10 protein-coding genes and 1 pseudogene are annotated in these 13,213 nt (G+C 42.8%); 9 read left to right on the forward strand and 2 right to left on the reverse strand.

Going from position 1 to position 13,213, the window contains the following annotated elements:
• Positions 1 to 216 (forward strand): annotated as a pseudogene (locus AAEY93_RS16185) (hypothetical protein); the annotation flags it as partial.
• A 725-nt stretch (positions 217 to 941) separates the two neighbouring features.
• Here the strand turns inward: AAEY93_RS16185 and fadJ are convergent.
• Together fadJ and fadI are read right to left on the reverse strand one after the other, a co-directional pair.
• Positions 942 to 3,068, reverse strand: a complete 2,127-nt coding sequence (gene fadJ, locus AAEY93_RS16190) for a fatty acid oxidation complex subunit alpha FadJ (RefSeq protein WP_351078329.1) — start codon at positions 3,066 to 3,068, stop codon at positions 942 to 944.
• A 5-nt stretch (positions 3,069 to 3,073) separates the two neighbouring features.
• A complete protein-coding gene (fadI, locus tag AAEY93_RS16195; protein ID WP_124013625.1) occupies positions 3,074 to 4,384 on the reverse strand; it encodes an acetyl-CoA C-acyltransferase FadI in 1,311 nt (436 codons plus the stop codon).
• Positions 4,385 to 4,632: 248 nt separating this feature from the next.
• Here fadI and AAEY93_RS16200 point away from each other — a divergent pair, with 248 nt between their 5' ends.
• The 8 genes from AAEY93_RS16200 to AAEY93_RS16235 all read left to right on the forward strand — a co-directional run bounded on the left by AAEY93_RS16200 (position 4,633) and on the right by AAEY93_RS16235 (position 13,154).
• Positions 4,633 to 5,589 carry an AAA family ATPase gene (locus AAEY93_RS16200; RefSeq protein ID WP_124013626.1) on the forward strand — a complete coding sequence of 319 codons (957 nt, stop codon included), beginning with the start codon at positions 4,633 to 4,635 and terminating at the stop codon, positions 5,587 to 5,589.
• A 41-nt stretch (positions 5,590 to 5,630) separates the two neighbouring features.
• Positions 5,631 to 6,566 (forward strand): DUF58 domain-containing protein, encoded by a 936-nt coding sequence (locus tag AAEY93_RS16205; protein WP_124013627.1) that lies wholly within the window; start codon positions 5,631 to 5,633, stop codon positions 6,564 to 6,566.
• Entirely contained in the window at positions 6,567 to 7,109 is a 543-nt protein-coding gene (locus AAEY93_RS16210) for a DUF4381 domain-containing protein (protein WP_351078334.1), read from the forward strand.
• The gene (locus AAEY93_RS16215) at positions 7,109 to 8,113 is read left to right on the forward strand and encodes a vWA domain-containing protein (RefSeq protein ID WP_351078336.1); all 1,005 of its coding nucleotides are present in this window, start codon (positions 7,109 to 7,111) and stop codon (positions 8,111 to 8,113) included. The genes AAEY93_RS16210 and AAEY93_RS16215 overlap by 1 nt, the downstream gene beginning before the upstream one ends.
• The gene (locus AAEY93_RS16220) at positions 8,113 to 10,167 is read left to right on the forward strand and encodes a VWA domain-containing protein (protein ID WP_351078339.1); all 2,055 of its coding nucleotides are present in this window, start codon (positions 8,113 to 8,115) and stop codon (positions 10,165 to 10,167) included. Before AAEY93_RS16215 ends, AAEY93_RS16220 begins: the two co-directional genes overlap by 1 nt.
• On the forward strand, positions 10,161 to 11,789 hold the full coding sequence (locus tag AAEY93_RS16225) for a BatD family protein (protein ID WP_351078342.1): 1,629 nt from the start codon (positions 10,161 to 10,163) through the stop codon (positions 11,787 to 11,789). The genes AAEY93_RS16220 and AAEY93_RS16225 overlap by 7 nt, the downstream gene beginning before the upstream one ends.
• A gap of 101 nt (positions 11,790 to 11,890) precedes the next feature.
• Positions 11,891 to 12,454, forward strand: coding sequence for a sigma-70 family RNA polymerase sigma factor (locus AAEY93_RS16230; protein ID WP_101030234.1), 564 nt, complete (start codon positions 11,891 to 11,893; stop codon positions 12,452 to 12,454).
• Entirely contained in the window at positions 12,447 to 13,154 is a 708-nt protein-coding gene (locus AAEY93_RS16235; protein WP_124013632.1) for a DUF3379 domain-containing protein, read from the forward strand. Before AAEY93_RS16230 ends, AAEY93_RS16235 begins: the two co-directional genes overlap by 8 nt.
• The last annotated feature ends 59 nt before the right edge of the window (positions 13,155 to 13,213 follow it).

The raw sequence follows: 13,213 nt of genomic DNA on the forward strand, positions 1-13,213 counted from the left end.
CTAGACACCCAAACCGCCGGTATTCCAGCCATCAAGGTGCTAGACACCCAAACCGCCGGTATTCCAGCCATCAAGGTGCTAGACACCCAAACCGCCGGTATTCCAGCCATCAAGGTTCTAGACACGCAAACCGCCGGTATTCCAGCCATCAAGGTTCTAGACACGCAAACCGCCGGTATTCCAGCCATCAAAGTGCTTGACACTCAAACAGCTTAAGGAGAATCCTATGTTTACTTCTCTAAAAATTGCACTTGGTTTAGCAAAACCAGCTCGTAAGAAAGTAAAATTACCTGAAGGTTTAAACCACCTCGAAGTGATCCAAGCTAAAGCATGGTGGAAGTAGTCGGTATAGTACTGACGGATGGTTAACCATCAGCCACAAAAAAGGAGCATTAGCTCCTTTTTTGTTGAGTGTCTGACGCAGACTACACAGGCTTAGCCGTCTATTCTATACGCCATGTCGACATACTTTCACATCAGCCAAGCGTTAGTGCCTGCTAAACATAGGTGAGTGGCCCTAGAATACAGCCTATGCATCACCAATACTTTATTTATATTCCATATTGATAAGCAGCAAACTAAATAAAAAAACCACGACGAATACTCGATAAAACTAGTATGAATAACTAAACTACATTATCACTGAACCTAAATAACTCAGTTAATATAATCCCTGCCCATACACCATTACGGCGCTTATTTAACTTGTAAGTGATGATATTAACATCACATTACCCGTGCGATGACAGCTTAATGGCGGCGTCTGATCCCATAATCAAATAACGTTATCATACTTAAGAATGTGTACTATACCGAAAAGAAGTAACGTATCGATTAAAAAACAGGCAAAAGTATGCCTTTAACAAATAAAAAAGTGGCAATAACTTGCCGCTTTTTTATTACAATGCGATAACTAACAAGCTATCTATACAACAAAGAGTTTACTTTGTGTAGAACAGACTTCCATCCCTAGCCATTTTGACTAACGTATCACACGGTGAGAAACGCTCACCGTAGAGTGATTGATAACCTTGTAATGTCGCCACTAAGTTACTTGCACCTAATGTGTCAATGTAACGGAACGGGCCACCTAAGAATGGCGGAAAACCAATACCAAATATCGCACCGATATCACCGTCTCGAGCAGAAGCAATGATCCCTTCTTCAAGACAACGAACGGCCTCATTGAGCATTTGGATCGTACAACGCTCAGCCACATTTTTTGCTTCTTTATCTGAAGCAATTGAAATGTCGAGCACTTTGTAAACTGACTCATCAACTGATTTAGCTTTTTTCGCTTTAGGACCATATTGGTAGAAACCTTTGCCATTCTTGCGACCTTTACGATCGTCGGCGAGTAACTTCTCAAATGCAGCAGGTGCTTTAAAACGTGCGCCTAACTCTTTTTCTAAAATAGGCGAAATTTTGCCGCCAACGTCAATACCCACTTCATCCAGTAACGTCATTGGACCGACAGGAAAGCCAAACTTCACTAACGAGCTGTCTAAATGCTCTATTCGTTGCCCTTCGAGTAATAACTGCGCCGCTTCGTTCATATACAGGGCAAGAATACGGTTAACATAAAAACCAGCACCATCTTGTACCACAATAGGCGTTTTACCTTGCTTACGAGCAAAAGCCACGGTCGTTGCAATGGTTTCAGGTGACGTTGTTTTATGCGCAATAACTTCAACCAACGGCATTTTTTCTACTGGAGAGAAGTAATGTAGACCAATGACATTTTCAGGACGGCTTGCTGCTTCGGCAATTTGTCCAATCGGCAGAGATGAAGTGTTAGATGCGAAAATGGTGTTTTCACCGCACTCACGTTCAACATCTTTCACCATCTGATGTTTCAATGCGAGGTCTTCAAATACTGCTTCAACAACGATATCAGCATCTTTAATGCCTTTATACTCAGTCGTTGTGGTCATTAACGCCATTAACTTGTCGCGGGCCGCAGGCGTCATATGGCGACGCTTAACCCCTTTATCTAATAGCTTGTAAGCATAAGCTAAGGCATTACTCAAACCTTGTTCAGAGATATCTTTCACTCGAGCGGGGATTTTAGCCTTCGTGGTGGTCACAGACGCAATACCGCCGCCCATTAAGCCACCACCTAATACCATCACTTTTTTGACTTTACGAGGTACAGCACCTTCAGCGCCAGTCTCTTTTTTCATCTCAGTAGTAGCAAAAAAGAGTCCTCTCAGTGCGGCTGATTCTTTAGACATCACCAAATTAGCAAAATGAGTCGCTTCAACCTCAAGACCTTTCACCATGCCTTTACTCATACCTTGGCGAACACTGTCTATGATCTTAGTCGGAGCAGGATAATTACCTTGAGTCTTCTTTAACACTTGCTTACGCGCTTGATCAAAAATGAGGTCGCGCGTAAATGATGTTGATTCAAAAAACTGATTAATTTTAGATTGCACCACAGGCTTAATGGCTTTTTTGCCTTTTTTAGCCAGCTCGATTGCGGTTTCTAATAAAATTGAATTAGGTACGACATCATTCACTAAGCCCATTTTTAACGCTTGTTTAGGGCGAATTTGCTTACCGGTTAACATCATATCAAGTGCTGTAGTAATACCGACTAAACGAGGCAAACGCTGGGTGCCACCCGTGCCAGGCAGCAAACCCAGTTGTACTTCGGGCAAACCTAGCATGGTTTTTTTATCATCACTGCATACACGTAAATGACATGCTAGCGCTAACTCTAAGCCACCGCCTAAACAAGCACCATTTATCGCAGCAACAACCGGAATAGATAATCCTTCAAGTTCAGAAAATAGCACATGACCTTGTTGTGATAATGCCTTAGCATCTTGCTCACTCTTACATGCCGCGAGCATGCTAATGTCAGCACCAGCAACAAATGAATCCGCTTTACCAGAGATAATGACTAAACCTGTAATGCTTGGATCAGCTTTAACTTCAGCTAAAATCTCTGTAATTTCAGGCCCAAATTCCGCCCTTAAGGTGTTCATGGTTTCGCCAGGAACATCCATGGTTAAAATCGCAATACCATCATCACGACGAGCTAAATTAAATGTCTTTTCCATGCTCATTACTCCACCTCTAAAATCATTGCTACACCTAAACCACCCGCTGCACAAGCCGTTGTCAAACCAGTACCACCACCACGACGCTTAAGCTCACGACAGACTTGGGTGATCAATCGAGTACCGGTTGCCGCAAAAGGATGGCCATAAGCCAATGAACCACCTAATACGTTAAATTTACTCATGTCGATTTCACCAATGGCACGATCTCGACCTAATTTTTCTTGGGCAAACTTTTTAGAAGCAAACATTTGCATGTTCGCTAATGTCTGCGCTGCAAACGCTTCATGCATTTCAATCAGGGTTAAATCCTCTAATTCCATACCAGCACGTTTTAATGCTAATGGTGTGGCATACGATGGACCCATCAACATATCTTGCCAAACATCAATAGCAGTAAACGCGTAACTCTTAATGTAACCCATTGGCTGATAACCTAAGGCTTTGGCACGACCTTCGCTCATTAAAATAATCGCAGAGGCACCATCCGTTAACGGCGTACTGTTCGCCGCTGTTACCGTACCGTGTTGACGGTCAAAGGCTGGGCGCAATTTGGCATAAGACTCTAATACTGAGTCTTCACGAATATTATTATCGCGATCAATAAATTGTTTGTACGGAGGAATATGAGCGGTCATGACTTCATCGCGCAGATAACCTGAATTCCACGCTTCTGTCGCCAATGTATGCGAGCGGTGCGCTAATGCATCTTGATCAGCGCGGCTAATATGATAAGTTTTAGCCATTTGCTCTGCAGTTTGTCCCATCGATAAACCAGTTGAATACTCAGCAACAGCTGGCGGTACAGGTAAAAGATCTTTCAAACCTAAACGACGTGCAATCGCAAATTTTTCTTTAAACGAACGAGCTTTATTTAGATCGACTAAAGCATGTGCTAATTTTCTTGATACTCCGATCGGTAATACCGAAGACGAATCAGAACCACCGGCTAAACCGATTTCGATATTGCCCGTCATGATTGACTCAGCCACATTAACGGTAGATTGAAAACTAGTCGCACAAGCTCGGGTCACGGAATAGGCATCAGTTGACACATTCATTCCCGTACCGAGTACAATTTCACGAGCAATATTTGGCGCAGCTGTCATTTGCACCACTTTACCAAATACAAGTTGTTCAATTAATTGAGGGTCGATTTCAGAGCGAGACAGCAACTCATTTACCACCATTTTGCCCATATCCAGCGCAGATACGCCATGAAAAGCGGTTGCTTGTTTCGCAAATGGTGTTCTTAAACCGGCAACAATCGCAATGCGTTCACCCCGGGAATTCGTTACCTGTTGTCTATCACTCATGTGCCACCCTCTATTATTGTTAGCTCATCTCGGCTCGGCCGGTAAGTTTCTATTTTGTTAGATAGTCTGGTCAGACCATCAAAGCGTGATCTAAGTCTAACTTTTTATTGCATGGTTTTAAACAGGCGTTTATAACTATCTACTTCATTAATAGTTAAAATGTGTTAATCCTACTAGCCAAAAACCAATAGAATTCATAACATAGGTTGTAATAACCCCAATGCCAACTAAATAAATTGAGTACCGCTATGTCGTTAAGTCGTTTCCACTCACTACGAACCTATTTAGATACTGTAGTGTTAGGCCAACCCGTATTAACTGAAAACTTGCTGATCGCACTTATCGCCAACGGACATTTATTAGTTGAAGGACCGCCAGGTTTAGCTAAAACCCGTGCAGTAAAAGCATTATGCGATGGCGTAGAAGGCGAGTTTCACCGTATTCAGTTCACGCCAGATTTACTGCCAGCTGATTTAACCGGTACCGATATTTATCGTCAGCAAACGGGTACATTTGAATTTGAAGCGGGGCCAATCTTCCATAATCTTATTTTAGCGGATGAAATTAACCGTGCCCCAGCTAAAGTACAATCTGCTTTATTAGAAGCCATGGCCGAAGGTCAAGTTACCGTCGGTAAACACAGCTATCCTTTACCGCCGCTATTTTTAGTCATGGCGACACAAAACCCACTTGAAAACGAAGGCACTTACCCGCTACCAGAGGCACAATTAGATCGTTTTTTAATGCATCTTAATCTTGATTATCCTAGTGCTGAAACAGAATGCGAAATCTTACGCCAATCGCGTAAAGAGGCCAAAACACATCAATTGCCGACCATTGAGCCTGTCGCTCAAGCCGACGTATTTGCCGCCCGGGATCAGGCATTAGAGATTTATTTAGCGGAACCGTTAGAGAAATACATTGTTGAAATTATTATGGCCACTCGCCAACCTGCAAGGTACAGCACTGATTTAGCCAAATGGCTTGAATATGGTGTCAGCCCTCGAGCCACTATTTCATTAGAACGTTGTGCAAGAGCACGTGCTTGGTTGCATGAACGCGACTTTGTCTCGCCAGAAGATATTCAAGCGGTTGCACCCAATGTTTTACGTCATCGTTTATTGCTCAGTTATCAAGCACAAGCGGAAGGTGTCACTGCAGATCATGTGATTGATCACATTCTTAGCCAAGTTGCCGTACCGTAAATATTACAATACGGACACCAACGATTAAACATGATTAGATTATGATGAACCAAACTAATTCATTACCACTTTACAGTGATGGTATGAGCTTAAACGAGCAGGAACTTATTGCTTGTCAAAGCTTATCGCGCGCGATACCCGATCGCTCATCGCGGGCTAAAGCAACATTATCGGGTCACAGAAACAGCCAGATAAAAGGCCGCGGGATGGAGTTTGCCGAAGTACGTCATTACCAAAATGGTGATGATGTTCGTACTATCGACTGGCGAGTAACGGCTCGTACAGGCGTCGCGCACACCAAGCTTTTTGTTGAAGAACGTGAACGCCCTATTCTGTTGTTAATTGATTTGAGCCACAGTGCATATTTTGGCTCCCAGCTACTATTACAATCAGTTCAAGTGGCCCATTTAGCCACAACCTTAGGTTGGAATGCCATTAACCATGGCGATAGACTCGGGGCATTAATTGCTAGTGAAAGTACTCATTTAGAACTCAAACCGCGAAGCCGTCGCCAAGGGATTTTACAGTTAACCTCAGGACTTATTAATGTTCATCAACAGCAATTAAGCCAAATTAATCAATTGTCATCGGATCCAGGTCACATGTTTAAAGCCTGCCAACGGTTGCAACGTATTGCCAAACCGGGATCACTTATTTGGATCATCACCGACGGCCAAAATATTAACCAACAATGTTTAGCGCCCTTAACTGAATTATCGCGTCACTGTGATATCGGCGCGTTTGTGGTCACCGACCCATTAAGACAAGGGACCTTAGCGTTACCCAAACAATTTGCCTTACCTGTTCGTGATGGCCAACAACAACTGACCTTAACACGGCAAAGTTATGAGGCTTGGTTAGCGGATCAACAAGCACAGCAGCAACAATTTCTTGCCTTAATGAATTTGATCAAAGTACAAGCCAAATTTATTGATGCTGCCAAACCTCTCAGTGCACAATTGGATATTTTACGTTAAATGACCACTCAGAATTTACCAACACAACCAATGCCAATCGATACTAAAGCATCCGCTTTAGCGCAATTGCAAGATATTGTGTTACCCGATCCTATTAGCGCTATGCCTATTGCACTAGGATATTGGATAATCGCGGTAGTATTTGTCGCCTTAGCGAGTTGGCTGAGTTACCGTTTTTACAAGCAAAATCAATATCATGAACCGCGAAAAATAGCGCTGGCGCTGCTAGAAAATTATCATATTGACGATGATACCTTTGCTGCACAAGTCAATAGCTTACTCAAACGCACTGCACTAACCTATTTACCACGCGAGCACCTCGCCAAACTCAATGGTCAACCTTGGTTTGATTGGTTAGATACTCGTCTCGCGCCTGGGCAACAACATAAAATCGGTCCATTATTAGTTAAGCGTCATCAAGCGAGTGGCTTAGATCAAACCGAAAATGCACAATTACACCGTTTAGCAAAAGCCTGGCTAAGCAATAAACGTCCTTTTAGTGATGCGACCTTAACATCCAACCATACCCATCAGGAGGCCTAATGTTAGTATTTTACTGGCCATGGTTATTAATCTTACTGCCGTTGCCGTTGTTAATTAAGCGCATCAATTTAACCAATGTCGGCGGACATTTACAATTACCCGGCATCACCACTACGGTTACAAAAACAAACTCAATAAGCCATAAAGGCGGCCGTAAACGTTATTGGTTAATGTGGATATGTCTATTGTTAGCGGTAGCTAGGCCACAATGGCTAGGCGATCCAATTGAATTACCTTCAAAAGGTCGTGATTTAATGATAGCGGTCGATTTATCAGGCAGCATGCAAATTGAAGACATGGTAATAAACAATCAAACAGTGGACCGATTTACCCTGATACAACATGTCCTAAGTGACTTTATCGAACGCCGCAAAGGTGACCGACTCGGACTGATTTTATTTGCTGACCATGCTTATTTACAAGCACCACTGACCCTAGACCGTCGCTCTGTGGCCACATTTCTAGACGATGCACAAATAGGTTTAGTCGGTAAGCAAACCGCTATCGGTGAAGCTATCGCGCTGGCGGTTAAACGCTTTGATAAAGTAGATGAAAGTAACCGTGTACTGATTTTACTCACGGACGGTTCTAATAATGCCGGCAATATTGAACCCGATATTGCCGCCCAAATTGCCGCTAAACGTAATATCACCATTTACACTATTGGTGTTGGCGCAGAAATACTAGAACGGCGAACTATTTTTGGCAAAGAGCGCATTAACCCGTCAATGGACTTAGACGAAGTCCAACTCAAAAAATTAGCCAACATGACCAAAGGTCGTTACTTTAGAGCCCGAAACAGTGAAGAACTAGAAAGCATTTATCAAGAAATAGACAAGTTAGAACCTGTGAGTCGAGATCAATTGAGCTACCGCCCCAAAAGTGAATTATTTTATTGGCCGTTATTAATGTCATTATTAATCAGTTTTTTAATCAGCTTGCAACAGCAATGGCCTGCTCAGTTAGTGCCTAAAAAAAACGCTAACAAAGAGGCGAAAAAGTAATGGTTCATTTTATTCGCCCAGAGTGGCTAATCGGGTTTATTCCGGTGGTGATATTAAGTGCATTATTTTGGCGTAAACATAGCCAGCAATCTGCATGGAAGCAGTATATTGCTCCGCATTTAAGTCAGTTGCTGATCACTCAAACAGTCGATAAAACTCATCAACCTAAATGGCTATTAATTGCCTGTTGGATGATTACAGTGATCGCGCTTGCAGGACCGGCATTGAATAAACAAAGCCTGCCAGTATTTGCTACCGAGCAAGGACGAGTGCTCATTATGGATATGTCCCAGTCCATGTATGCCACTGACTTAAGCCCGAACCGCTTGTCCTATGCTAAATTTAGAGCGACCGATTTACTCAACGAATTAAAAGAGGGCGAAACCGGGCTGATTGCCTATGCAGGTGATGCTTACACTATTAGCCCGTTAACCCGAGACAGTGGCACCATTTTAAATTTACTGCCTACATTATCACCCGATATTATGCCGACCAAAGGCTCTAACTTGGCGGCTGCATTATCACTGGCTGAAAAACTGCTGGCTCAAGGGGGCCATGTTAGTGGTGATATTATTGTCATGACCGATGGCATTTCTGCACCACAATATAATCAAGCCACAAATGCACTCAACGGCCGTTATCGTTTATCGATCATGGCTTTTGGCAGTAAGCAAGGCGCCCCCATTCGTTTACCCGATGGCCAATTACTGCGTGATAATAGTAACAAAGTGGTTGTAGCTAAAACTGATTACGGTTTATTACAACAACTCACCCAACAACATCATGGGATCCTTGTGCCAGCCCAAACAGATGGCAGCGATGTCACAACCCTAACCCACTGGCTGGTGTCAGAAGGTGATGCAACCGAAACTGAACTTGCTGGTGAAACCTGGCAAGATCTGGGACCATATCTAGCATTGTTATTAATCATTCCTATGCTATTGAGCTTTCGCCAAGGATTGCTCACTCTAATATTGAATCCATTACTATTACTTGGCACCTTAATGAGCTTAAGTGCCGTCAATAGCCAACCTGCACAAGCCTCAATCTGGCAAGACTTATGGAAAACCCAAGATCAACAAGCACAATCAGCGTTTGAGCAAGGTGAATTTACCCAAGCCGCTGAAACATTCGAGAACCCACAATGGCAAGCCTCTGCGCAATACAAAGCCGGTAATTATCAACAAGCACTAGCAGGATTTGAGCAAGATAACAGTGCAAACGGATTGTATAATCAAGGTAATGCACTGATGCAGCTTAACAATTATCAAGAAGCGATTAACCGTTATCAGCAAGCCCTAGAGGTACGTTCTCCATTTGCTGAAGCACAGCAAAACCTTGAGCTGGCTAAAAAAAGACGAGAGCAACAAAAACAATCTGATCAGTCAAATCAAGACCCATCAGGCGATGGCCAACAGTCAGATGACTCAAATTCAGACAAATCTAAGCAAAACTCTAATTCGTCATCCTCTGAACAGTCACAATCAAATCAACAAAACGATGAGCAAAATAATCAACAAAGCGATGAGCAGAAACAGAACCCGTCACAAAACGAGACTGGAAGCGATCAAGCAGAACCATCGCAAGGCAAGTCAGAGGAAAGTACAGATCAACCGTCTGATCCTCAGCAGCAACAAAGTGATAAACAAGAAAACAGCGACAATAGCCAAGCAGCTGGTGAGCAAGCTAATTCAGAACCTTCACAGAGTAATAGCCAATCTCAGCAAAGTGATAAAAAACCGAGCGATGACAAATCACTGAGTAACGAAGCCAGCATGCAAGCAGAGTCAGGCCAGGCACAAAATCAGCCTACCGAAAAACAACCATTGAGTGCATCATCTACAGAGGAAAGTACAACAGATAAGCCAGCAAGTGATTCTGCTGAAGTGGTATCGGCTTCGCAAATGAACCAAGATGATTTACCTGCTGACATGCAGCGTGCATTACGTGCCATTAATGAAGACCCACAAGTGTTGATCCGCAACAAAATGCAACTTGAATACCAAAAACGTCGTCAAAATAGCCAACCTACCAAGGATAATGAACAGTGGTAATTAGAACCTTTTTTAGCCTATTGCTATTCATCATTGCAGCCCCCGTCTTTGCACTTAGCCAAGTGCAAGCAACCGTAGACCGTAACCCGGTTGTTGCTGGTGAATACCTAGTACTCGATGTTATTGCCGATGATGATCTCAATGCCGGCGCATTAGATACCTCGGTATTGCTCAATGACTTTATTGTCGGCAGAACCAGTGTTGGCCGTAGCACCAAAATGATTAATTTTGACACCAGCAAAGAAACCCGCTGGCAGATATTATTGTCACCTAAATCATTAGGTAATGTCACCATACCTGCTTTCAATATCACTGGCGTTAGCTCTCAACCCATCACTCTAAAAGTGATACCACAAGGTGCTCAGCCAAGTGAAGTACAAAATGTGTTTATTGATGTTGACACCCCTGCATCCGACGCCTATGTCGGGCAATTAATCACTTATAAAGTAAAATTATATCTTGCAGTAGAATTACAGCGCGGAGTGTTAAGTGCCCCCGTGATTGAAGGGGCGCAAGTCAAGCAAATCGGTGATGACAAAGACGGCAGCGAAATTGTCGAGGGTCGTCGCTTTAGAGTGATTGAGCGCACCTACGGTATTATTGCCGATCTCCCTGGCGAGTTGGTGATTAATGGCGCGAGTTTTTCAGGCGATGTGTTAGTGGAAGCAGCAAGACGTGATGGTATGTTTGGTTTTAACGAAAGTCGTCCAATACAAACTGAAGCACAAAGGCAAGTCATTCAAATCAACCCAACGCCACCAAGCTATCAAGGAAAATGGTTGGTCAGTGATATTGCGGTGTTAAAAGAAACCTGGCCAGATGATATCAGCGAATTTGAAGTGGGCAGCCCGATCACTCGCACTATCAGTTTAATCGCTTCTAATACCGATAACACCAGCTTACCTGATATCGACATTCCGCTTGCTGAGGGATTAAAGGCGTACCCAGAAAAGCCGTTACGACAAACTTTTGTACGTGATAATCAAGTGGTATCTCAATACAGTTTAACCACTGCCATTGTGCCAACAAAACCAGGCACCTATACCTTACCCGAGATACGTGTTCCTTGGTGGAATCCGCATCTTAAAAAACAACAATTTGCCACGCTTCCTGCTCGTACCATTAATGTGATTGGCAGCACTGTTACCCCGACAAATATTCCATCAACAGCTCGTTTTACCGAGAATGAATCCGCAGGTTATTGGCCTTATATAAGCGCAATATTGGCAGTACTTTGGATAATCACCCTCATATTATGGCGTAAAGCCGTGATAGCAAACGTTGCCATTAGTGATGAAACACCCAAACGTAAAAAAATACCTACAACAAATGCGACAACGGGATTAAATGCCATTATTCATGCCTGTGATCGTAATGACAGCAGTGGTGCAATAAAGGCCGTACAACAATATTTTAGTCAGTGCTTAGGTCAACCTATGAGTTTGACCCAAATAAGCAGACTATCAACACAGCTTGCGTTTGCCATTCATAAATTACAAGCTGATAGATACAGTAGCCAACCACAAGCAATGGACAAAAAAACGCTAATGGATGCGATTTTAGCGTATCAGCAACCATCCATTACCTATAAAAAATCGTTAATTGCAGAGCTTAACCCCTAGTATCAAAAGGCTAGGTAGCAGGTGAATTCTGCTATTTAGCTTGCTATTAAGCCATCCCCTTTTTAAGCTGTTACATATTATTAACTCAATAAAGTTAAAAAATGTTTGATTACCTGCGAAAGAAAAAGTCCGAACCCGCGGTCTTATCTGAGATGCTAACAAAACAACGACGATACGATAGCCTTGTCAGGGCCCTTCATACCGACATTTTTCGCTACGCCTTTTGGCTATGTGGTGATAAACATGTCGCCGAAGATATTACTCAAGAAACGTTCTTAAGAGCGTGGCGAGCGTTGGACTCTTTAAATGACGATAAAGCCGCTAAAGCATGGTTAATTACCATTTTAAGACGGGAAAATGCCAGACGTTTTGAGCGTAAACAATTTAACTACAGCGACGTGGAACAAGAATTACTTGAAGATGTTCGCTCAACAAGTCATGAAGAAGATACTGAACAGTATTGGTTACGTCGTCAAATAGGTAAACTCGATATCGAATACCGAGAACCTCTGTTATTGCAGCTGATCGGCGGGTTTAGCGGTGATGAAATTGCCACCATGCTCGAGCTCAATCGAAATACGGTAATGACACGTTTATTTAGAGCCAGAAACCAGTTAAAAGACGCTCTCGAAGCACCTGAGGTAAGAGGTCAATCAAATGGATGATCTACAGTTTCGTCGCCAAGCATATGGTGACCCCAATAATCAGTCCGATGAATTTTTAGCTCATTTAGCTGAAAATAAAGACGATGCTAAATTTGTCAAAGACCTAAAAGCTTTTGACCATAAACTCATCCAAGCACTCAATATTAGCGTGCCTGATGATTTGGCTGATAAATTGATTTTACGACAGCAATTGAGTCAACATCAAAAGAGTAAAAAACACGCTCGTTATATGATGGCAATGGCTGCATCGGTGGCATTTATTGTGGGTGTCAGCTTTAGTTTATTGCGCTTTACGCCCGTAAACTTAGGCGAAAACTCGTTGGCTCATGTTCACCATGAAACCAAAGCATTAATCATGGAACAAGATATTGGTTTTAATGACGTAAACTTTAAACTAGCCAGTTTAGATGGATTACGTGATTCGAAGTTTATCCAACAACCTGGGCGCGTTTTTTACACCTCATATTGTGACTTCCAAGGTGTCAAATCATTGCACTTGGTGATGGCCGACGAGCACGGAAACAAGGTCACCTTGTTCATTGTTCCCATAGAAAGCCGTATTGTGTTAGAAGAAGCTTTTGCTGATAACCAATATAAAGGTAAAAGTTTTCAAACAGCTGATGCCTATATGGTCTTGGTTGGAGAACCCGCTTCGGATCTTGATTTTATCAAAAAAGAAGTTGAAAACACCTTTATTTAAATCATATTGATGACAATCTAAAATCCGCTACTTCATTGAATAGCGGATTTTTTTACACT

Source organism: Shewanella sp. CAL98-MNA-CIBAN-0140 (assembly GCF_040309905.1).
Lineage (GTDB): Bacteria > Pseudomonadota > Gammaproteobacteria > Enterobacterales > Shewanellaceae > Shewanella > Shewanella psychromarinicola.